We start from the raw sequence: 21,853 nt of genomic DNA on the forward strand, positions 1-21,853 counted from the left end.
ATTTTTTAACACTTTTTAACTTAATTATTGCCCACCAAATGCATTCATTAGATAAGATGATTGGTTATTTGCTCGTAAGATCGCTGATTCCATTGCAGAGAATTGTTTGTAATAGCGCGTTTCGATTAACTGAAGACGATCTTCAAAACGTGAAATTTGATCTTCAAAACCTTTTAATGTACGGCCAAGTGAAAACGTAGTATTTACTGCTGTATCCGTACCGGCCTTTTCAATCACTTTTTTACGCGTATCATCTAAAGTAGCAACTAATCTCCTTGCCAACCCTTTATCCGCATCTGTAGGACCATCAGCGGCAAAAAGTTCATAAACTTGATTAGGATCATCCGAAATTGCTTTACGTAATTTCGTTTCATCAATTACTAATTTACCGTTTTCCATATAATTGTTAGAAGTAGTGATACCTATCTCACTTAATCTATCGGCACCAAGAACCCCGCCAACAGCTGCATTTAATGCAGAACGCATTTGACTTAATGCACTGGAAATAACACTATCATTCCGAAGTGTCCCACTCTTCGCTTTTTCTTCCCAAAGTTCGATTTCTTTCTCCTTCATATCTGTTTTTTGCTCAGTAGAAAGAGGTTGGAAATCTCTATATTTTTTTTCACGAATTTCGCCGTTTAAGTTTTCGATTAACTTGTTATATTCATCTACGAATTTTACTACAGATTCTAAAATTTTATCAGTATCAGGAGCTGAACTAAACGTAATGTCTGACTCGCTTGCTTTTTTCAGTGAAACTTCGAATCCATTGATTTGGAAAGTGTTGGACTGACGTTGTGTCTCTAAACCATTGTATACAAAAATGGCATTCTTACCTTCTGTCGCAACAGCTCCAGAAACTTTCAAAAAGTTATTAGTATCTCCCTCAATTACGATTTCTGGAGGATTAGTTATGATATTTCCGCCTGCGTCAACTGTATTTGCAATTTCACCACTATTTTTTGCAGTAAAGGCCATCTTCCCCGTAAATGAATCATAGAATGCATTAACACCTGAATTTTTGTTGATGTCATTTAGCACACTTTGCATAGTGGAGTTTTCATCAATTTTTACTACATAACCATCTTTATCTAAAGTGCCATCTGATTTTATCGCCTTAATAGTAAATGAAGATGGTACCTCGACGTTCAAATCTTTTAGTTTTTTTGTTAAATCAGCATCAGAAGCTAAAACTCGATTGGTACTTTGCATAGTTGCTGCTTCTGCAAGCTGTTTTACATTGATCTTCCCTGTAAAATCGCTTGTCGAACTAATATTTCGTACACTAATTTCGTCTGGAGCTGAGCTAGTAACCGTTTTTTGAATGTAAGTAGATTGACGCAGCATTGTATCACTTGTTAAATTTCGAAAATCAAACAATTTTTTATTCGCTGCTCTATAATCATCACGTTGCCACTCCATGTATTGCTTCTTTTGCATTATCTTATCTAAAGGAATCCGTTGTGCATTCATTAATTCCTTAATCATCGTATCTGTATCCATACCACTTGCTAATCCGGTAATACGCATGAAATCACCAACCCTTTATATTTTCTTATCTACGAAAAGACCTACAAAATCTCGCATAGCTGCGTACATATCCATTAATTTCTTTGATGGAATCTCTCGAACAACTTCATCTGTTTTGGAGTTAATTAGTGTCACATAATACGTTTTCAACTCTTCATGATATTTAAATCGGAGTTCGGTATTAGTTGTCTCTAAAAACTTATTCATACTATCTGTCATTTTCTTTGCTTTTTCAGCAGGTAAATGCTCTCGTTCTACATTTTCTTTTAATAGAGAATTACTTTCAGTTTGAGTAGAAATTGGTTCAACTGGTTCTATATCAGCTGTTTTTACAGACGTATTGAATGGAACATTTATAGCAGATTCAGCAATTCGATTCACCATACGGATCTTGCCCCCTTGTATATATAAATCCTATTGTTTATATCGGTTCCTTTTAGATAATTTTAATCCATTTACTATCAAAAAGAATTTGTTGCTAGAATTTTAATGAAATACCTAGTTATCCCTTAAGCTAATCTGACATAACAAAAATACTGTATAAGCAAAATAAAAAGCGTCCCAAAGGTCGTCTCTATAAGACCTTTTAGGACACTTTTTAGTTACGTTCAAACCTATAAAATCGGTTGGATACCTGATTTATGTTTGTAAATTAAATACTTACCGTTTGCTTTTTTATTTCCACGCCCATATTTTTTTCATAAATTTGAGCAATTGCACAGTGATCTTCATCGGCTTTTCCTAAGGCTTCCATTTCCTTCATATAATCGAGAACTATGTTGGACATAGGAATTTCAACACCCATTTGTTCAGCATAATCAACGGCGTTCTGAAGGTCTTTTTGATGGACAGCAATTCTTGCGCTTGCTTCGAAGTTTCTACTTATAATTTTTGGCGCTTTCACTTCAAACATTTTACTTCCCGCATATCCATCTTTAATTGCATAATACAGTGTTTCTGGATCAATTCCAGCCTTAACAGCAAAAGCTAACCCTTCCGACATGGCACCGAGATAACAACCAGCCACCATATTATTGGCAAGTTTAGCAATGCTTCCACTCCCTGATTTACCTATATATGTAACAGAACTTCCAACGCAATGAAGTAAAGGATTAACTGTATCAAAAGTTTCCTTTTCCCCACCACACATGAGGGCAAGGGTACCTGCTATTGCCCCAGGTTCTCCACCACTTACAGGAGAATCCAAGAGATAGATGCCTGCCTGCTTCGCCTTCTCATACATTTCTCTTATCACAGCTGGAGCTGTAGAACTAAAATCTACAATTATAGTTCCTTTTTTTCCGTTATCTATAATTTCTTGAATACTTTTTTTAACCAGTTCATTAGAAGGTAGACATAAGAAAATAATATCGCTTTGTTGATAGATTTCCTCTATATTCTCTACGAATTTTCCTCCATTACTATTAAAACTATTACGTTTTTCTTCAAAAACATCATAGCCCACAACGGAGAATTCGCTTTTCTTTACTAGATTTAATGCCATCGGTAATCCCATTATACCTAAGCCTATAAAGCCGATTTTTTTACTCATTCGTTCACCCTTTTCTACCAGTTTATCTGAACTATTTATTAAAGGCATGGATAGCTCTTTTTTCTGTCGCTAAAGCAGCTTCTCTAACTGCTTCCGTTAAAGTTGGATGTGCATGGATCGTTTCGATTAAATCTTCAATCGTAGCTTCCATTCCAATAGCTAAGGCACATTCAGCAATGATATCGGTTGCTCTTGGTCCTAAAATATGAACCCCAAGAACTTCTTTATACTCTTTGCCGACGATTACTTTGACCATGCCTTCTCCGCCATTCATGATAAGTGCTTTTCCATTAGCCATAAGAGGGAAATTACCTGTTACATATTCAATTTCTTCCTCTTTTGCCTTTTCTTCCGTTAAACCAACACCGGCAAATTCAGGGTTGGTATAGACACAGGAAGGAACAGTTTTTCCATTGTAAAAAGCGTCCAATCCCATTGCATTTTCTGCAGCTATTTCACCTTGAACAGATGCTACATGGGCTAGCATTACTTGTCCTAAACAATCACCTATTGCATAGATGTTTTTCACATTTGTTTCCATTCTTTCATTTACTTGAATTCGGCCACGGTCATTCCCAATATTAGCTTTCTCAAGCTTCAAGCTTTCCGTATTGGCTCTTCTTCCTACGGCAACAAGAACTTTTTCTGCCTCAAAGTTTATCACTTCGCCTTTGTATTCAACATTTACTTTCGCGCCTACTGATGAGGATTCAACAGACTGCACCTTTGCTTCTGTATAAATATCAATGCCGTTCTTTTCCAATTTTGCTCTCAATTGAGCAGTTAGCTCTCCTTCCATTAGTGGAAGGAGTTTAGGCAGTGCTTCAATGATAGTAACCTTTGTTCCGAATTGACTGTAGATGGATGCAAATTCAACACCAATAACCCCGCCCCCAATGACAACAAGGGATTTAGGAACTTCTGTAAGGGAAAGAGCACCAGTAGAATCAATACAATGCTCATTATCTTTCACTCCAGGAATTGGTGGAATCGCCGGAACAGAACCTGTTGCAAGAATAATCTTCCCGCCACTTAATGTTTCTTGCGTTCCGTCTGCTTTCTTTATAGACAATGTTTTGGAAGAGATAAACTCAGCCGTACCGTTGATTACTTTAATTTTGTTTGCTTTCATTAAACCGTTAATCCCATTTACTAGCTGACTGGAAACGCCATCCTTCTTCTTCAATACCTTTTTCCAGTCAAACCCATTAACACTCACATTAATCCCAAACTCATTCGCATGTTGTGCTTCTGCCAATAAGTCCGCAGAGTGAAGCAACACTTTGGTAGGAATACAGCCAACATTTAAGCAAGTACCGCCTAATTTACTTTTTTCAATTAATGTTACTTTTCCCCCTAGTTGGGCCGCTCTAATTGCGGCCACATATCCACCAGGTCCTCCTCCAACAACAATGATTTCTTGACTTCCGTTGGACAATTTCCTATCCCCCCTTACGTAAAATCGTTCTAAATAGACATAAAAGATTCTTTTATCCGAAAAGAATTAGAGAATAATATTAATAGGTTCTTCAAGCAATTTTTTAACATCTAGTTGGAATACAGCAGCTGCAGACCCATCAAGAAGTCGGTGATCAAATGTTAACGATATGGTCATTACTTGTTTTTTGAATACATTACCTGCATCATCCATATCCAACTCACTTTGAATCGTATTTACTCCAAGAATTGCTGCATTTGGTTGATTGATGATTGGAGTAAAGGATGTAACTCCGTACATGCCTAGATTCGAGATTGTAAATGTAGAACCTGTATATTCATCCAGATTGAGTCTTCCTTCTCGTGCTCTTAAAGCCAAATCTTTTGCTGCTTCGGATAACTCTTCGATACCCATCTTATCTGCCTCTTTAATAACTGGTACAACAAGGCCTTCATCCAATGAGACAGCCATCCCAAGATTTACATGAGCCCGTTGTATAATCTTGTCTCCATCTAAACTTACTAATATATTTTTATTCTTCTTCAATGCTTTAGCGACTGCTTTCAACATAAAATCATTTACGGATAATTTTGTTTCTCGATTTGCATTCAATTGTTTTCTGAATTCCATTAGCTTCGTCACATCAATTTTGACATCCTGTGTCACAACCGGAATTTCATTGTGAGATTTGTACATTCTTTCCGCAATTGTTTTTCTCATTCCAGAGAGTTTAACAACTGTATCGCCATCCATTAACTCAAGATTTTCAGCTTTAGTTGCAACTGGTTCCGCGACAGTTTGTGTAGGAGTTATTGATATAGGCTCTTCAGCCTTTTTCAATATATCCTGTTGAATAATTCTTCCCCCTGGACCCGTTCCGATGAGATTTGTAAAATCGACTCCCATTTTATCTGCGGTTTTCCGTGCAAGAGGAGAAATTTTGATTCTTCCGCTTGTCTTTGTTGGTAATGATACAACCTTTTCTTCAGCTGTTACTTCCGTTTCAACAAGGTTTGCATCTTCCACAGCTGTAGCTGCTCCATCTGCTACATCTACAGCTTCACCCGGCTGTCCGATGAAAGCTAACAAACCTTTTACAGGAATATCTTCTCCTTGTTGCGCCACTATTTTTAATAAGACACCTTCTACTTCACTTTCTATTTCGCTCGTTAATTTATCCGTTTGGATCTGTACAATAGGCTCACCGATCTTTATTTCGTCACCTTCTTGTTTTAGCCATTGATCTACGGTTCCTTCTTCCATCGTAAGACCTAACTGTGGCATACTGACTGCAACTGCCATATCTATTAACCTCCAAAACTCATTTTCTTAAATCATTGTGAATTCCTTCCAACCAAAGAAACTGTTTTACACTAAACTAACCGATTTATTTAATACTTTCTTAACGGCACCAACAATATCATCTACTTGTGGGAAATTCGCATCTTCTAGCGGCGGGCTGAAAGGTGATACGATATTAAGTCCCGCAACCCTTTCAACTGGAGAGTCAAGTTCATCAAATAATTCCTCCATTATTTGAGCACTTATTTCACCGCCGAAACCGCCTCTTTTCACGCCTTCTTCCACTATGACTACATTATGTGTTTTTAAAACTGATTTTTTTATCGCTTCCCAATCTAGTGGCACTAATGTACGTAGATCCAATACTTCCGCATCGATACCTGATTTTTCTAATTCCTTGGCAGCATCTAACGCAAAATAAACCTGTCTGCTCCAAGTAATAATGGTTACATCTTTTCCTTCTCTCTTTACATCCGCTTCACCTAGAGGGATTATATATTCACCTTCAGGAATTTGTTCCTTTTTTGCATAAAGAAGTTTATGCTCTAGGAAGATAACTGGGTCATTATCTCTAATGGATGCCTTAATTAAACCTTTTGCATCCTCAGCAGTTGAGGGACATACTACCTTCAAACCAGGAATATGGGCAAATAAAGCCTCGAGACACTGAGAGTGCTGTCCAGCATTTCTTCTTCCTGCTCCCATAGGGGCACGAATCACCATAGGAATGGTCATTTGACCGCCAGTCATATAACGTAGCTTTGCTGCTTGGTTCATAACAGGGTCTAGACTCACACTAATAAAGTCGTTGTACATTAATTCAACAACTGGTCTAATACCTCTCATGGCCGCCCCTACTGCCATCCCTGTAAAGCCTAATTCTGAAATAGGTGTTTCAACGACGCGTTCCGGACCAAATTCATCTAAAAACCCTAATGTCAAAGCAAATGGACTACCCATTTTCCCTAAATCTTCTCCTACCATAATGACATTTTCATCTCTTACCATTTCTTCGTGCATTCCTTCTCGAATCGCCGCACTCACACTAACTTTTTTACTCATCGTACAACACTCCTTTCGTTATCTTGAGAATAGACATCCGTTGTTAGTTCACTGAGATCAGGATATGGAGAATTAACGGCAAACTCATATGCCTCCTCGATTTCTTTTTTCATCGCTTCATCAATTTCTACCATTTCAGCTTCCGTCACATCATTTTCAAGCAAGTATTCTTTGAATCTCTTAATTGCATCCTTTTGATATGCTTCTTCAATATATTCTTTTGGACGATAACTGGAAGGATCACCACAATAATGGCCTTCATGTCTAAACGTTTCACACTCAATGATCGACGGCCCGTTACCAGCTCTTGCGTAGTCAACCGCTTCCTTAACTGCTTCATATACAGCTAATACATTATTGCCATCCACTGTTTTTCCTGGAATATCATAAGCTACCGCTCTTACAGATAGGTTAGGGGTGTTTGTTACGGATTTTATGTCAACCGAAACACCAAGACCATTATTTTCGATTAGATATATAACCGGAAGCTTCCATGTTGCAGCCATATTAATGGATTCATGGAATGCACCAGTATTCGCACCAGAGTCACCGAAGAAACAAAGTGTAACTTCATCCGTCCCTTTAATTTTTGAAGCCAATCCGGAGCCTGTAGCAATTGGGATACCTGCACCAACAATACCGTTGGCACCAAGGATTCCTAAGTTGACATCTACGATATGCATCGATCCGCCTTTACCTCCGCAATAGCCTGTTGCTTTCCCGAAAAGCTCAGCCATTGTCTTATCTGTTTTGGCTCCCTTTCCAATACAGTGGCCATGACCACGATGTGTACTTGTAATAAAATCAGTTTTCTCAAGAGCATAGTTTGCACCAACTGCCGTTGCTTCCTGACCAATACAAAGGTGGATATTGCCCGCTAACATTCCTTTGTTAAAACATTCGCCTGCCTTTGTTTCAAACGTTCTGATCCTCACCATTTCTTCATACAACTTAACTAAAAATTCTTTTGAATATTTATTTTCTATTTCCATATTACTTTTTACGTTAACCAATTTCTCCACACCTCTCAGTTTTTAATAGATTCTCATAAAGAACGAATGTGAAACATGGATTGCATTTTTCAAATTCCACAATTAACTTATGGAATCGCTTACTATTTTTCATATGGCAAGACTATTTCCAAGGATTTCCACAACCTAGTTCTTTGAAAAAATATACGTGTTCTTTTCATTCGAAATGCATGTTACTTTATCATTAATCTCAACTGGTTCTGATATTCTCCCTGTTACTCTCAATCCGTTAGGTAGTTCAACTAACGCTACGGTATACGGAGTTAAGTGTGCAAACTCTTGGGATGTGACATGAATTCTTGTGGAAGAGAAAACTTTGCCTTTTCCATTCACTTCAGTCAATTTAAATTCAGCGTTTTTGCAGTTAGGACATACCCATTTCTTCTGAGCAAACTGACGCTCACATTGACAACATTCAAATACTCGTATATTTGTCATGATCTATTCACTCCTTCAAAAATATGAACAGTAGAATAGGCACCTGTGCCTCCAAGGTTTTGGGCTAATCCGATTCGAGCTCCTTCCACTTGGTTGCAACTTGTTCCTCTAAGCTGAGAGACAATTTGATATATTTGTGCGAGGCCTGTCGCTCCTATTGGATGTCCTTTTGAGAGGAGACCACCACTTGTATTTACTGGTACTTTACCTCCATGTTTCGTCAGTCCTTGTTGGATAGCTTCCCATCCTTTACCTTTTTCGAAGAATCCAAGCTCTTCAATCGCCAGCATTTCAGTCATGGAAAAACAATCATGTAGTTCAACTACATCAATATCATCTGGACCGATTCCTGCAATTTCATAAGCTTTTCTTGCAGATTCTTTAATCGCAGGCAAACTTAAGAGATTGGCTGCTTCTTGCATTTGAGTTGTACCGGAAGCCTGTGCAGATGCTCTAACAATGACTCCATCTTCACCTTTAGAAAGTACGATTGCCGCAGCACCGTCAGTCGTTGGCGAGCAATCAAAAAGTCCTAAAGGATCTGTAATCATTCTTGCAAACATAATTTCTTCCATTGTAGTTGGTTTCTTAAATTGTGAAATTGGATTGTTTACGGCATACTCGCGATTCTTTAGTGCAACCATTGCTAAGTGCTCTTTAGACGCCCCAGTTTCATAAAAGTAGCGATTGGCCAAGGTTCCAAAAAAACCTGGAAATGTTAAGCCTGCATTCTTTTCATTTGAATCATTATCCATTGCTGCATTTATTGCTCTTGTAGTAACTTCTGTTGGTGAATCTTTCATTTTTTCTACTCCAGCAATTAGCACATTTTCATACTCTCCACTCTTAATCATGAGATAGGCTTGACGGAAAGCAATCCCGCCTGATGCGCAAGCACCTTCCACTTTTGCTGTTGGAATTGGTCCTAATCCTAAATCATTTGCCACAAGAGCTCCTAAAATCTCTTGATTTGCCAATTGTCCAGACATGGAATTACCGACATACACGGCATCTATTTTTGGAAAATTGGCTTCTCTTAAGGCTTCTAAACATGCGTCCAACAGCAACGTTTTTAATGAAACATTTTCATGTTTGCCGAATGCAGTTATTCCAATTCCAGCTACCTTGACCTTATTCATGTAGTTACACTCCCATATATAGCTTTCAACTCACGTTTTAATATTTTTCCATAACTGCTTTTCGGAAGCTCTTTTACAATATGAATCTCTTTTGGCTTTTTGAAGCTTGCTAGATTGTTTTTACAAAGTTCTAACAGCTCTTCTGGTTCAACATGAGCTCCCTCATTTAAAACGCAGTAAGCGATAACCGCTTCTCCCCATTTTTCATGCGGCATACCAACTACAGAAGTTTCCTTGATACCATCATGTTTATTTAAAACTTCTTCAATTTCACGAGGGTAGATGTTTAAGCCGCCGCTAATTATGACATCTTTCTTCCGGTCCACAATGTGTAAGTAGCCATTTTCATCTGTCCATCCTAAATCGCCTGTATAAAGCCATCCATCACGAAGTGCTTCATTTGTAGCTGGTTCATTTCTCCAGTAACCTTTCATTACCAGTGGACCCTTACAAATAATTTCTCCTATCTTTCCATGGGGAAGAGCTGCTCCTTCATCATCAACTATCTTCATTTCGACAAATGGACCTGCAGCACCGCACGATTCTAGTCTATTAGCTAATTCATTGCGAGGCATTACTGTTATCGTCATCGGTGCTTCTACTTGGCCATATGTTTCTATGAAAATAGGACCTGCTTTTTCAATGGCTTGCTTTAATTTGCTTGCTGCAATTGGGGAACCAGCCATATTGATTGATTTAATATTGGCGAGTTTTTTTGGATCGAAATCTGGATTTTGTATCATTAAATTCACCATGGTTGGAACCATAAAGATGAAAGTAACCTTTTCTTTTTCCATATCATTTAAGAATTCAGCTGGTTCAAATTTATCAAATACAATTTGTGTTAAACCGAACAGCCAAGAAATATGGGATAAAGGATTACTACCGTGTGTTAATGGTGCTACATGGCCAGCAACATCATCTGGTGTGATTTCACATGCGAGTGCCAAGGACAAGGCGCTTGAAACCATATTTCGGTGCGTGACCATAACACCTTTTGGTCTGCCGGTTGTACCCGATGTATACATAATGGCAAAAAGATCATCTTCTTCTGTAGCTATTTCTGGCTCAACACTTTCTTGTGACATTAACCATTCTTCATAATCATTTCCGATAAAGATTTTTTGACTATCCGTATCAATCGCATTTAAATATTCTTCTTCACCGATGAGCACTTTCACTTCAGCATTTTCTAATATAAATTCCACTTCTTTTGGGTGAAGCCGATAATTCACAGGTACTTTTATAAACCCACCAAAAGAGACTCCCAAATCCAATTCAACATGTTCTAAGCGGTTTGACATAAGGATGCCAATACGGTCGCCTTTTTCAACTCCAGCACTTCTTAGTGCAGCATATAATTGATAGGAACGCTTTTGTAATTCCTTATAAGTGATTCCGCGATATTTATCCTTCACAGCCAGTTTTTCAGGATATCTTTTGAACACTTTATTTGCTAAATGGGCAATGGTCTGCATTTAGTCAATCTCCTTTGAATCATAGAAACTAAATAAGTTGTATCCAAGTCCTTTATGCACTTCCCTTTTTGGCTGAATCCCTTCAGATACAAGTATCGTAAATTCAACTGTAGCCGCAACAGGATTTCCACTATTTAAGAAATGTCCTCCCGTTAGACTTTTTCTATGATCAACAAATACTCCGTGAAAGTGGATATCTAGCTCTCCTTGTTCATCCTTTCCGATGATTCCATTTCCTGAAAGCAATTCCACTGGTGTTTCCCATGTCAACGGATTAGAATAGAACATTTTATTGTTTTCATAGTTTATTTGAATAATCGATACCCTTGATAAGGAACCAATGCAAGAAATAGTGCCGGATGTGATGTCATGCTTCTGACAGATTTTCTTGAAGCCTTCGATAAGATCTTCTCCCGGTGCCAGAAATCCCATGATGATTCCTCTTTTTTCATCGAAAACAGACTGCGAAACACGTACTGGACTCACTTTTTCCACTAGTTTATCCAATTGCAGCACCTCCACATACTTTTAAGACCTGGCCTGTCGTATAAGCCGACTCTTTGGAAGCAAAGTATAATACAGCTTCAGCAATTTCTTCCGTTGTTCCCATTCTTTTAATGGATTGATTGTCTACGTTATAGGCCATCCCTTTCGTAATTGCTGTTTCTACTCCACCTGGCGCTACACTATTTACCGCAATTCCTAGAGAGCCCACTTCTTTTGCTACCCACTTCGTAAAGGCAATTACGCCTCCCTTTGAAGCTGCATATGCCGGGCCTGAACGTCCTTTTGTACTTCCTGGTTCAAATCCTGATAAATGTCCTCCAATAATTCCGGAGATTGAACTAATATTCACAACTCTTCCATATTGTTGTTCTTTCATATATGGATAGATAACGGCTTGTGTAAGGAAGAAGGTCGCTTTTAAATTCGTTTCTATGTCTCGATCCCACATTTCCTCTGTCATTTCTTCTAAATCAAGCCTACTTGCAGTGCCCGCATTATTAACGAGAATATCTATTCTCCCAAACTCTTCATGTGTTTGTTTGACTAAATCCTGGATAGCTTCCTTATTCCTAATATCCACTTCAAATGAAAGTGTTTTGACGTTTGGATTAATTTGTGCAATCTCCTGCTTCGTTTCTTCACTTGGCAATAGATCAACCAATACAACATGTGCTCCTTCTCTTGCCAATGTTTTTGCACATGCCGCGCCAATTCCTCTTGAAGCTCCTGTAACTATTGCTACCTGATCATGTATTCTCATTGAATAAATCCTCCCATGGTTTTATACTTTAAACTTTATAAGGTTATATAAGATTCTTTTCATTAAGACTCTCTTTCTTGTATCAGTAATATTCCCTCTTCTGGTTGCCTATTAGATTAGAAATTTTTTCAGATAGTTCCATTGCCTTTGGTACGACCATACGTATTTTTTCCTCCGTCATACGATAGGAGACCCCAGCGATACATAAGGATGCTACCATTTGATTGGTGTTATCATATATTGGAAAAGCAATTCCTGTTAAATAGTGTTGCCATTCCTCATTATCAACTGCAAATCCTTGCTTCCTAATTTTTGCTATTTCGTTTATAAACTTTTCTTTACTTAGTATGGTGTTTTCAGTAATTTCCTTTAATGGCTCTCTATCCAAATACCTTTCTAACTCATCATCAGTGAAATGAGCCAAGTAAAGCTTTCCACTTGCCACACAATACAACGGTGCACTTTCTCCTGGGGACACCACAATTCTAAGCGCTGATGGACTTTCGATTTTTTCCAAATAGTGAACCTTATCGTTCGAGTATGAAGCGATGACAGTACTTTCTTTTACCTCATTCGCAAATTCAATTAAATAAGGTTTTATAATATCCAGAAAATGAAGCTGAAAATAGTTTTTCATACCTATTGAATGGAGTTTTGTCGTCATATGATAGCGATCATCATCATGCTTTTTGATATAACCAAGATTTTCAAATGTAGTTAAAAATCGATGAATCGTAGCTTTGTTACTATTCATTAATTGAATTAATTCTGTAAATGTACTTGGTCTATCAGCAATTTGCTCCAGAATGCGAATTGCTTTTTCAACAGTCTTTATATTTTGAGATATTATGTATCCCTCCCTACTGTTCAGCATGTTTAGATTCCATTGATTACAGAAAAATAATAATACACTGATTATTTGCAAAGAATGGCCTCCTGATACTATTCAAGAAGCCATCTTTATCATTCATTGCTACCGCATATTTAATAATTCAGGCAGCCATAAGCTAATCGCTGGAATATATGTAACTAGTAATAGTACTACAATTGCGACAAGAACAAATGGAATTACCCCGATTGAAATTTGTTTTAGCGAAAGTCCCGTTAATCCAGAGGCGACAAAGAGATCCAGACCGACTGGAGGTGTTACTAGACCAATCGCTAAGTTTAAAGTCATTAAAATACCGAAATGAACCGGGTCTATTCCCATAGCCATTGTGATTGGTAAAAAGATTGGCAAGAAGATATAAAATGCTGAGATAGCATCAACAAACATACCGGCAATCAAAAGAATAATCGTTATAATTAAAAGCATGGTGAATTTGTTATCAGCGACACTCATTAATGCTTCAGCCACATCTGTTGCAATTCCCTCCACGGTGATTAACCATGCAAATGTGGATGCAGATGCAATAATAAGCATGATCATCGATGTAGTTTTAGCTGATTCCAGTAATATTGCTGGAAGTTTTTTGATTTGGATTTCCTTATAAATAAATATTCCTACAAATAAACCGTAAAACACAGCAACAACTGCTGACTCAGTCGGAGTAAAAATACCTGTATAAATCCCGCCTAGTATAATGATTGGTGCTAAAAGGCCCCAAATAGCATCTTTAAAAGCAGCCCAAATTTCTTTATTGCTTGCTTTTGGTATAGTAGGGATCTTCTCTTTCTTTGCTATAAAATAACTAGTAATAATTAAAGCTAACGCCATTAAAAGTCCAGGAATTATACCCGCTATAAATAGCTCACCAATGGACACTTCAGCGATAACCCCATAGACAATATAAGCTATACTTGGGGGAAGGATAATTCCAATTCCTCCTGCTGTCGCAAGTAGTCCGCCTGACATATCACTACGATAACCAGCTTTGACCATGGCAGGAATGATTATAGAACCGACTGCTGCCATAGTTGCAGGTCCAGATCCTGAAATTGCTGCAAAGAATGTAGCTGCTACAACAGAAACGATAGCTAATCCACCTGTATAATGACCTGTAAGCGTTTGTGCAAGATGAATCAATCTCCTTGAAATACCTGCTTTTTCTAAAATTAGCCCCGCTAAGAAGAAGAACGGAATAGCTAATAAGGTAAACTTAGTTAAGGATGAAAACATTGTAGATGGCAATGATTGAATGGGTAGATCAAATATAAGTAATGTCGCAGCTGTCGACAATCCCAAGGCGACCGCTATTGGCATATTTAGAAATAGGAGTAGAAAAAAAAGGCCAAATAAAACTACTGCTGTCATACTCATTTCGCCTCTCCCCCTTCCTGACTACTCTTTAAATTGACTATGTAACCTTCCCAAAATCTAAAAAGACATAATAGAGCGCCAAGGGGAACAGCTAATCCCATAACCCACTCTGGTAGTCCGAGTGCCGGTGTTAATTGTTTGTACTCAAACTGCGCTACAACCATTTCTGTTCCATACCACAAAAGAATCGCAAAGAATACTGTTGTTAAGCAGCCCATCAAAAAAGAAATAACATTTTGGAGCTTCTTTGGAAGGAAATCCGTTATCAAAGCAAAACCTAGATGTCCATTTTCTCTTGCAAGCAAAGCAGCACCGATAAAAATAATAAAAGCAAACAGATTCGTTGTTATTTCTTCCGTGAACGAAAAAGAAGTATGGAACAAATACCTGGAAAGTACATTTCCAAATGTTATTAAACAGATGATAATCATGAGAATAATAAGTATCCATTCTTCTAGTTTCACTAATATCCGCAAAAATTCTCCTCCTATTCTAGTTAAAAAATACATCTAATTTTTTTCTTTCCCACTTACCAAAAATCTATTTTGGTAAAAAGGAGAATCCCCCTTTTTACCGAATAGACTATTGTCTAAACTTATCAAGCAAATCTTTACCTACAATTCCCTCATATTTATCAATAACCGGTTGTGCTAATTCTTGGAATACAGCAATTTGCTCTGGAGTTAATGTAGTAACCTCCATCCCTAGCTCCTCTAACTCTGAAAGAATTTCTTCATTCTGTTTTCTATTTAACTCAATTTGATATTTTGCAGCATCTTGACCCGTTTCTTGAATGATTTTACGTGTTTCTTCATCTAATCCATCAAATAGTTTTTTGTTCATTCCAAAAATCAGTGGATCGTACATGTAGTTCCAAACTGTAATATAATCTTGTACTTCATTTAATTTTGAGTTGTAGATAATATTAAGTGGATTTTCTTGTCCATCAATTACACCTTGTTGTAGAGATGTAAATACTTCAGAGAAATTCATAACGGTTGGATCCCCACCGAATTCTTTGTACGTATCTACCATCATTTCTGTAGCTGGTGTTCTAATTTTTAATCCTTTTAAATCTTCAGGTGAAGTAATCGCATGCTTACTATTTGTAATTTGGCGGAAACCACCTTCACCATACGCCAGTGGTTCAATACCTTTTGTTCTGATTAGCTCTTTTAATTCTTCTCCGCCTTCACCATTCATAGCAGCGTCTGCTTCTTCGTAGGTAGGTAGTAACCATGGTAGAGTTGGAGTCGCAAACTTCTTATCTAAAACATTGTAAATAATCATAGAATGGATAGAAATGTCAGTAGAACCATTTTGAACTGCTTCTACTCCTTTTGGAGAGTTTCCATTTGAAAGTGATTCATTTGCATACAGCTTCAGTTCAATTCGTCCGTCTGTTTTCTCTTGTAGATCTTCATTCCATTTTTCTACAGCCTTCGCCCATGTATCTTGCTCCGATGTAGTTACACTTACTTTTAGAGATAATTTTTCTTTACCTGAGGCCTCTGACCCACTAGATTTATCGCTGCAACCAACAATCATTGTTATTAAGAATAGAATCAAACCAATACCTAAAATTTTCTTCATACTTTTCCCCCCGTAATTTTATTGTTTTTATAAGTTTGTTAGCTTAATTACCAAACTCTACTGTTCTTTAAGAGCTTTAAATGAAAGCCCTTTCAAATTTTATTGAGTTTCGTTTTAACTACAAACTTAACAAGTGGCAAATGATCCCTTTTCCCCTTTCCCCTTAGTTAGTTTCATATAGTGAAACCGAGGTTTTATTTATTACATTTTTAATTATTGTTAATTTTCTTTTAATTGTCAACATTTAAAATTATAAATTTTTTCATTGACTAATTTATCGTCTATTATTATCATTCAATAGTATATAAACCAATAGAAAGGGATGGAATTGTTGACGGCTTTAAGTAATGCTATATCTAGCAAATTACCGTTACTTATCCTTTTGACGGCAATGGCTACCTACTTTTCTCCCGTATATTTAAAGACGGCAACTTGGATTCCTGGCCTTCTATTAGGCATTGTTATTTTTTTTACTGGAATTTCTATGAATGTATCAGCCATCAAAGATATACGAACAAAAAAAAGAGAATTACTCTTAACTGCATTATTAAAGTGGACAATTACGGTCATTATTTCGATTGCGTTAGCTTATTTGTTTTTCTCCTCTAACCCAGAAATCATGGCAGGTATCATACTATCAGGTACAGTACCGAGTGCTACAGCCGCTTCACTTTATACATTTCTAGCAGGTGGAAATACATCTCTTGTTATTGCTTCTTCTTTAATTGATATTGCTTTCAGTCCAATTGTCACTCCTTTATCTATGTTAAGAATATCAGAAACCCAAGTGTCTATTTCTTTTTTTAGTTTGCTACGTTCTTTTATAATGATTGTTGTTATTCCGCTAGGGGCAGGTATTATCATCCAACGTTTATATCCAAAATCTGTGAACTATTCTAAAAACATAACAAAGCTAGGATCTTCCCTTTCACTTTTGCTTATTATTCACACCTTAGTTGGAAATGGGAAAGAAGCAATTTCTTTAGAGCTAGGAATCATTCCTCTAATAGCACTGGCTTCCTTTATACAAATTGTTTTTCCAATGATAGCTGGATATTTTATTGCAAAAAAACTATCTGTTAGTGAAGCGGATGCAAGAGCCATTCTATTTCAAGTCGGTCTATGTAATACAGCACTCGCTTCTATTCTTGCCTTTGAATTTATTGGCGAGCTTGCTGCCATCGCACCGATTATTAATATGATTATCAATCTTTCTGTCGGAGCACAGATTGCAAATTATTTTGCTAAGAAAGTCATAGTGGAAACAGAAAATTTAAAGACTATTACTCAAATAGAACAATTAAGTGAAAATGACTAGTAACTGAAAAGGAGAAAGGAGAAAGGAATTGAATTGGACAAAAGTTTAGGTCGCTAACTATAGGAAATATCTAATTTTGAATCATTTAATTAATTGAAAGAAAATTATTCTAATACATATCTTAGTAGAATTGGGGTGCAATTATGGTAAATCGTTTAAAGGATAAAGTTGCTCTTGTATTTGGAGGAGGATCAGCTGGAGAAGGCTGGGGAAACGGGAAAGCGGCAGCTGTAGCTTATGCGCGTGAAGGGGCAAAAGTGATGGTAGTAGACTTAAATGCAGAAGCAGCCGAACAAACTAGTCAAATTATTTTGAGTGAAAATGGAATTAGTTCTTATACAACTGCAAATGTGACAAACTCAGTTGATGTTCAAAAAGTCGTTTCAGACACAATAAAGGAATTTGGTCAAATTGATATTCTTCATAACAATGTAGGATTACCACAAATGGGAAGCGTCACAGATATATCCGAAGAAAATTGGCAAAAAGCGATGGATGTCAATCTAAAGAGTGTATACCTTGCTATGAAGTATGTTATACCGCATATGAAAGAAAGAAAAAAAGGGGCAATTGTAAATATTTCTTCCCTTGCTGGAATTCGTTATATAGGCTATCCATACCCTGCCTATAGTGCATCAAAAGCAGCAGTGAACCATCTTACATCATCTGTAGCGCTTGAATATGCCTCCTATGGAATTCGTGTAAATGCGATAATGCCAGGACTTATCAATACACCGTTAATCTATAATAGCATCTCTGGACAATACGATAACGTAGATGAAATGGTAACTGCTAGAGATGCTAGTGTTCCTACTGGTCGCATGGGAACAGCTTGGGATATAGCTAATGCAGCTGTCTTTCTAGCATCGGATGAGGCAAGTTTTATCACGGGTGTTTGTCTTCCAGTGGATGGAGGACAGTCTATTCGTTGTTAGGGTTTGACATAGTGGATTTTAATAGGGGGATTTAAGATGAAAGATATTCTATTCTATCGAAAGATTACTAATATATATAATTATCTAAGCCTGAAATATCATTTATTTCAGGCTTTTTCATATTGCTAAGCATTTCTTGGAGTTTATATCGATTTGTGGTAAAAGATTTTAATAAGACAAATTAAAAAGTAATGGACAATATTAGTAATCTAATAACATCGATAAACTAAATAAAAAACTTTACTGTTCGAGAGCAATTAATCTTAAATATTCGGTTTTACTAATTTCTATTTACTCAAGAATATATGTTTTTTTAATAATATCTCTAAAGTTTCTCCTAACCTATTCTACTTAAACTGTGTCCATTTCTATGTTCAACGTATTTTTTCCAAGTTTTTTTCTCTCGTATCTTCTTACAGTTTCGAATACTAAGGGGATGCGCAAAAGGTATTTAATTTCAAGACGCCCTTTTAAGGATCTATAAATTAGCTGACCTGTTCAAGTTGACTCATAAATTATACCTTCTGAATAAGCATCAGCTCTTTTTTTAACTAGTAATTTTTCAGAATGTAATTTACTGTTACTTGAGAGATAAATAATAAATAATATTACCTTTTAACTAACTCAGCACTAAATTACGTATGCATCAGTAAATCTCTGATATTCCCTCTAATACCTTCATTTATTTATTCTCTTTATACAATAACCGTCCTGGATTACCTATAATTACGGCATTTTCTGCAATGCTATTTAATACAACACTGCCCATTCCTATTAATGAACCCGTTTTAATTTCAACACTATTTCTTACACTAGCACCTGCTCCTAAATAACAAAAGTCCTCGACCTTGACCCCTCCCGCTAAGTTAACACTGCTAGCACAAATATTGTATGACCCTAGACGACAATCATGGTTAATTACAGTATTGGAGAGAACTATACAAAATTCTCCTATTTTCACATTAGAGCCCACGAATACATTTGGAAAAATAATAACTCCATTCCCCAAAGATGCAGACTTTGATATTCTTGCAGACGGATGAATTATTTTCTCAAACCTGTCTATCCCTATACCTAAATCAGAAATAATTCTTCCTCTTTTTTTATAGCTCTTCTCACTCCCAATAGTAAATACAAAAAAAATATCTTCGGGAAAAGTTTTAGCAATTGGTAGTCCACCTAGAACTTTATAACCATTCAAAACAGTATTATGCAATTGTTCATTGTCATCTAAATAACCTAAAATTTCATATTTTTGATTTCCCAATTCTGAAATTTCTTGAATTATTTCTACAATATCAATCGAATTTCCACCTGTTCCGATAACCACTATTTTTTTTCCATTTACTCATTCGCTTTCAATATGTTCATTAATTTTGTTGTTATGAATCTAATATCATCCTTATCTAAAAGAGGACTGAGTGGTAAAGCTAGTCCTTGTTTATACAAATTACTCGCTGTATGTTGAGATAAGTTTTCAAAATCATATTTTTTTCTATAATACGTTAATTCACCAATGGCTTGAGCACCTAAATTAGTCTCAATACCTTCTAATTTAAGGCTATGAATTACATTTCCACGATCAATTATATCTTCTAAAACCACCATAAATGTCTGCCAAGCATGACCCTCAATTTTTTTAGGAAGTTGGATATGGGGACATTCTCTCAAAAACTTATAATAGTATTCAACTAATTCGTTTCTTTTCTGAATCCACTTATTGAACTTCTTCAACTGATGAATTCCCAATACAGCTTGGAACTCAGTCAACCGATAATTAAATCCAGGTAAGACAAAATCCATTGAACCATCTTCTAATCTTTCTAATCCATGGTTTCTCAACAGACTAATTCTTTTGTTTAGTTTTTCATTTTGTGTAACAACTGCCCCACCTTCACCAGTGGTGATTGCTTTTCTTGGATGCCAAGAGAAGCATCCAATATCTCCAAAAGTACCCACATGTTGCCCGTTTATTGTCGTTCCTAATGCACAAGCAGCGTCTTCCACAACAAACAAATTATACCTTTTGGCAATATCTAAAATACGTGTCATTTCTGCTGGTGCCCCAAATTCATGAACAACCATAATTGCTTTTGGAGTTTCTTTTCCAGAGTAATTTATTATGGTTTCTTCTAACTTATCAGGATCTATATTATAAGTAGAAGCATCTACATCAATCAAAATAGGCTTAGCCTTTTGTATCTCAAGTACATTTACTGTAGCTGGATAAGTAAAACCAGGCACGAATACAGCATCGCCCTCACCTATTTCAAGGGCAGCCAATGCAAGGTGTAATGCAGAGGTGCCACTCGAAACTGCCAAAACATTTTGAGCACCCATATATTTCTTTAATGCTTGTTCAAAATCCGCAACATATTGCCCCTGAACTAGCATTCCTGTTCTTAATACATCTGATACTGCTTGAATCTCTTCTTCACTAATTATAGGTTGTGATAACTTAATCATACCATCACTTTCCTTTTGAAAAATTCTGCTGTTTTTGCAATACCTTCTTCTAAATCCACTTTTGCTTCAAATTCTAAAATTTCTTTTGCTTTATCAGTTTGAGGAACACGGAGTTCAATATCAACTGCAGTTTTCGCAACAAAAGAAACTTTCGACTCTGACTCTAATGTTCTAATTACAGTATTAGCTAAACCATAAATCGTTGTGACAGTACGAGAGTTACCAATGTTGAACGATTCTCCAACCGCGTTGTCGTATACTAATGTTCTTAGTACACCTTCAACCATATCATCTACATAGCACCACGCTCTAATTTGTGTACCATCACCATGAATTTGAATTTCTTCATTGTTCAAAGCTTTAGTAATGAAAGTACGAAGAGCACCTTCACCTACCTGGCTAGGTCCATACACGTTAAATGGCCTTACTGAAACAGTCGGCAAGTTATATTGTTTGTAATATGCGTACGCCATATGTTCCTCTGCTAGTTTACTTACAGCATATGTCCAACGTGCTTCCCCAACTGCTCCTAATACTGCTGGACTAGTTTCTTGCGATTTAAATGCCAATTGTCCAAAAACTTCACTTGTACTGAAGCATATAACCCGCTTGCAGTCTTCTAGTGTTGTCGCTGCTTCGAGTAGATTTGCAGAACCTACCATGTTAACTTGCATTGTTTTTACAGGGTTTTTTACAACCGTATCGATTCCCGCAATACCAGCACAGTGAATAACATAGTTAGATCCTTTAATATTTTCTTTTAAATGCTTTAAATCTAATACATCTCCTTTAACCACCGTTAAATTGGGATGACTTCTAAATACTTTATCTTTCAGTGCATCGCGATCAAAATTATCATAAATGATTACTTTGTTTGATTCTAGTAAAATTCCTGCTAAAGTAGAACCAATAAAACCAGCACCACCTGTAATAAAAATTTGTTGGTCTTTAATTTTCTCTAGTAGATTTTTCATAAATGTACCCCTTTTAATAACTTTTATAGTTAATTATACTATTTTCAACTTAATAAACATTATTTCT

The 21,853-nt window shown here is 36.6% G+C and carries 21 protein-coding genes; 2 read left to right on the plus strand and 19 right to left on the minus strand.

Annotated features, from left to right (window positions below; genetic code table 11):
• Positions 1 to 24: 24 nt before the first annotated feature.
• The 16 genes from OR571_RS22255 to OR571_RS22330 form a co-directional block, all read right to left on the minus strand.
• Positions 25 to 1,533, minus strand: coding sequence for a flagellar hook-associated protein 2 (locus tag OR571_RS22255; RefSeq protein WP_282246112.1), 1,509 nt, complete (start codon positions 1,531 to 1,533; stop codon positions 25 to 27).
• Positions 1,534 to 1,548: 15 nt separating this feature from the next.
• Positions 1,549 to 1,917: a flagellar protein FlaG gene (flaG, locus tag OR571_RS22260; protein ID WP_282246113.1), complete on the minus strand. Its 369-nt coding sequence runs from the start codon at positions 1,915 to 1,917 to the stop codon at positions 1,549 to 1,551.
• A gap of 268 nt (positions 1,918 to 2,185) precedes the next feature.
• The gene (locus tag OR571_RS22265) at positions 2,186 to 3,133 is read right to left on the minus strand and encodes an NAD(P)-binding domain-containing protein (protein ID WP_282246115.1); all 948 of its coding nucleotides are present in this window, start codon (positions 3,131 to 3,133) and stop codon (positions 2,186 to 2,188) included.
• Positions 3,117 to 4,523: a dihydrolipoyl dehydrogenase gene (lpdA, locus tag OR571_RS22270; RefSeq protein WP_282246116.1), complete on the minus strand. Its 1,407-nt coding sequence runs from the start codon at positions 4,521 to 4,523 to the stop codon at positions 3,117 to 3,119. The genes OR571_RS22265 and lpdA overlap by 17 nt, the downstream gene beginning before the upstream one ends.
• 66 nt (positions 4,524 to 4,589) lie before the next feature.
• Positions 4,590 to 5,825, minus strand: a complete 1,236-nt coding sequence (locus OR571_RS22275; RefSeq protein ID WP_282246117.1) for a dihydrolipoamide acetyltransferase family protein — start codon at positions 5,823 to 5,825, stop codon at positions 4,590 to 4,592.
• Between the two features lie 66 nt (positions 5,826 to 5,891).
• Positions 5,892 to 6,887 (minus strand): alpha-ketoacid dehydrogenase subunit beta, encoded by a 996-nt coding sequence (locus OR571_RS22280; RefSeq protein ID WP_282246120.1) that lies wholly within the window; start codon positions 6,885 to 6,887, stop codon positions 5,892 to 5,894.
• Positions 6,884 to 7,879 carry a thiamine pyrophosphate-dependent dehydrogenase E1 component subunit alpha gene (locus OR571_RS22285; protein WP_282246341.1) on the minus strand — a complete coding sequence of 332 codons (996 nt, stop codon included), beginning with the start codon at positions 7,877 to 7,879 and terminating at the stop codon, positions 6,884 to 6,886. The genes OR571_RS22280 and OR571_RS22285 overlap by 4 nt, the downstream gene beginning before the upstream one ends.
• 165 nt (positions 7,880 to 8,044) lie before the next feature.
• Positions 8,045 to 8,356 carry a Zn-ribbon domain-containing OB-fold protein gene (locus OR571_RS22290; protein WP_282246122.1) on the minus strand — a complete coding sequence of 104 codons (312 nt, stop codon included), beginning with the start codon at positions 8,354 to 8,356 and terminating at the stop codon, positions 8,045 to 8,047.
• Complete coding sequence (locus OR571_RS22295; RefSeq protein WP_282246123.1) at positions 8,353 to 9,495, minus strand: thiolase domain-containing protein; 1,143 nt, start codon at positions 9,493 to 9,495, stop codon at positions 8,353 to 8,355. Before OR571_RS22295 ends, OR571_RS22290 begins: the two co-directional genes overlap by 4 nt.
• The gene (locus OR571_RS22300; RefSeq protein ID WP_282246125.1) at positions 9,492 to 10,973 is read right to left on the minus strand and encodes a class I adenylate-forming enzyme family protein; all 1,482 of its coding nucleotides are present in this window, start codon (positions 10,971 to 10,973) and stop codon (positions 9,492 to 9,494) included. Before OR571_RS22300 ends, OR571_RS22295 begins: the two co-directional genes overlap by 4 nt.
• Complete coding sequence (locus OR571_RS22305) at positions 10,974 to 11,480, minus strand: PPC domain-containing DNA-binding protein (protein WP_282246127.1); 507 nt, start codon at positions 11,478 to 11,480, stop codon at positions 10,974 to 10,976. It lies immediately after the preceding gene.
• A complete protein-coding gene (locus tag OR571_RS22310; protein ID WP_282246129.1) occupies positions 11,473 to 12,240 on the minus strand; it encodes an SDR family NAD(P)-dependent oxidoreductase in 768 nt (255 codons plus the stop codon). Before OR571_RS22310 ends, OR571_RS22305 begins: the two co-directional genes overlap by 8 nt.
• A gap of 82 nt (positions 12,241 to 12,322) precedes the next feature.
• On the minus strand, positions 12,323 to 13,165 hold the full coding sequence (locus tag OR571_RS22315) for an IclR family transcriptional regulator (protein ID WP_282246131.1): 843 nt from the start codon (positions 13,163 to 13,165) through the stop codon (positions 12,323 to 12,325).
• 48 nt (positions 13,166 to 13,213) lie between these two features.
• A complete protein-coding gene (locus OR571_RS22320) occupies positions 13,214 to 14,500 on the minus strand; it encodes a TRAP transporter large permease (protein ID WP_348775079.1) in 1,287 nt (428 codons plus the stop codon).
• Positions 14,497 to 14,976: a TRAP transporter small permease gene (locus OR571_RS22325; RefSeq protein WP_282246133.1), complete on the minus strand. Its 480-nt coding sequence runs from the start codon at positions 14,974 to 14,976 to the stop codon at positions 14,497 to 14,499. The genes OR571_RS22320 and OR571_RS22325 overlap by 4 nt, the downstream gene beginning before the upstream one ends.
• Before the next feature lie 106 nt (positions 14,977 to 15,082).
• Positions 15,083 to 16,093 (minus strand): DctP family TRAP transporter solute-binding subunit, encoded by a 1,011-nt coding sequence (locus tag OR571_RS22330; RefSeq protein ID WP_282246136.1) that lies wholly within the window; start codon positions 16,091 to 16,093, stop codon positions 15,083 to 15,085.
• 322 nt (positions 16,094 to 16,415) lie between these two features.
• On the opposite strand from OR571_RS22330, the gene OR571_RS22335 reads away from it, so the two are divergent.
• Positions 16,416 to 17,411, plus strand: coding sequence for a bile acid:sodium symporter family protein (locus OR571_RS22335; RefSeq protein ID WP_282246138.1), 996 nt, complete (start codon positions 16,416 to 16,418; stop codon positions 17,409 to 17,411).
• A 143-nt stretch (positions 17,412 to 17,554) separates the two neighbouring features.
• On the plus strand, positions 17,555 to 18,346 hold the full coding sequence (locus OR571_RS22340; protein ID WP_282246140.1) for an SDR family NAD(P)-dependent oxidoreductase: 792 nt from the start codon (positions 17,555 to 17,557) through the stop codon (positions 18,344 to 18,346).
• Between the two features lie 682 nt (positions 18,347 to 19,028).
• On the opposite strand, the gene OR571_RS22345 is transcribed toward OR571_RS22340, so the two are convergent.
• From OR571_RS22345 to OR571_RS22355, 3 genes are read right to left on the minus strand one after another with little or no spacing between them, the layout of a single operon-like run.
• Positions 19,029 to 19,676 (minus strand): acetyltransferase, encoded by a 648-nt coding sequence (locus OR571_RS22345; protein ID WP_282246142.1) that lies wholly within the window; start codon positions 19,674 to 19,676, stop codon positions 19,029 to 19,031.
• Positions 19,677 to 19,690: 14 nt separating this feature from the next.
• Positions 19,691 to 20,812 carry a DegT/DnrJ/EryC1/StrS family aminotransferase gene (locus OR571_RS22350; RefSeq protein ID WP_282246144.1) on the minus strand — a complete coding sequence of 374 codons (1,122 nt, stop codon included), beginning with the start codon at positions 20,810 to 20,812 and terminating at the stop codon, positions 19,691 to 19,693.
• The gene (locus OR571_RS22355) at positions 20,809 to 21,786 is read right to left on the minus strand and encodes an NAD-dependent epimerase/dehydratase family protein (RefSeq protein ID WP_282246147.1); all 978 of its coding nucleotides are present in this window, start codon (positions 21,784 to 21,786) and stop codon (positions 20,809 to 20,811) included. Before OR571_RS22355 ends, OR571_RS22350 begins: the two co-directional genes overlap by 4 nt.
• Between the last annotated feature and the right edge of the window lie 67 nt (positions 21,787 to 21,853).

The sequence above is a fragment of the Psychrobacillus sp. NEAU-3TGS genome (genome assembly GCF_029955155.1).
GTDB lineage: Bacteria > Bacillota > Bacilli > Bacillales_A > Planococcaceae > Psychrobacillus.

What these genes read in the sequence shown, in the direction of transcription:
- OR571_RS22300 (WP_282246125.1), bottom strand. Translation starts at nt 10,973, where the DNA reads ATGCAGACCATTGCCCATTTAGCAAATAAAGTGTTCAAAAGATATCCT.
- flaG (WP_282246113.1), bottom strand. Translation starts at nt 1,917, where the DNA reads ATGGTGAATCGAATTGCTGAATCTGCTATAAATGTTCCATTCAATACG.
- OR571_RS22320 (WP_348775079.1), bottom strand. Translation starts at nt 14,500, where the DNA reads ATGAGTATGACAGCAGTAGTTTTATTTGGCCTTTTTTTTCTACTCCTA.
- OR571_RS22275 (WP_282246117.1), bottom strand. Translation starts at nt 5,825, where the DNA reads ATGGCAGTTGCAGTCAGTATGCCACAGTTAGGTCTTACGATGGAAGAA.
- OR571_RS22280 (WP_282246120.1), bottom strand. Translation starts at nt 6,887, where the DNA reads ATGAGTAAAAAAGTTAGTGTGAGTGCGGCGATTCGAGAAGGAATGCAC.
- OR571_RS22295 (WP_282246123.1), bottom strand. Translation starts at nt 9,495, where the DNA reads ATGAATAAGGTCAAGGTAGCTGGAATTGGAATAACTGCATTCGGCAAA.
- OR571_RS22340 (WP_282246140.1), top strand. Translation starts at nt 17,555, where the DNA reads ATGGTAAATCGTTTAAAGGATAAAGTTGCTCTTGTATTTGGAGGAGGA.
- OR571_RS22255 (WP_282246112.1), bottom strand. Translation starts at nt 1,533, where the DNA reads ATGCGTATTACCGGATTAGCAAGTGGTATGGATACAGATACGATGATT.
- OR571_RS22285 (WP_282246341.1), bottom strand. Translation starts at nt 7,879, where the DNA reads ATGGAAATAGAAAATAAATATTCAAAAGAATTTTTAGTTAAGTTGTAT.
- OR571_RS22290 (WP_282246122.1), bottom strand. Translation starts at nt 8,356, where the DNA reads ATGACAAATATACGAGTATTTGAATGTTGTCAATGTGAGCGTCAGTTT.
- OR571_RS22265 (WP_282246115.1), bottom strand. Translation starts at nt 3,133, where the DNA reads ATGCCTTTAATAAATAGTTCAGATAAACTGGTAGAAAAGGGTGAACGA.
- OR571_RS22355 (WP_282246147.1), bottom strand. Translation starts at nt 21,786, where the DNA reads ATGAAAAATCTACTAGAGAAAATTAAAGACCAACAAATTTTTATTACA.
- OR571_RS22310 (WP_282246129.1), bottom strand. Translation starts at nt 12,240, where the DNA reads ATGAGAATACATGATCAGGTAGCAATAGTTACAGGAGCTTCAAGAGGA.
- OR571_RS22350 (WP_282246144.1), bottom strand. Translation starts at nt 20,812, where the DNA reads ATGATTAAGTTATCACAACCTATAATTAGTGAAGAAGAGATTCAAGCA.
- OR571_RS22335 (WP_282246138.1), top strand. Translation starts at nt 16,416, where the DNA reads ATGGAATTGTTGACGGCTTTAAGTAATGCTATATCTAGCAAATTACCG.
- OR571_RS22330 (WP_282246136.1), bottom strand. Translation starts at nt 16,093, where the DNA reads ATGAAGAAAATTTTAGGTATTGGTTTGATTCTATTCTTAATAACAATG.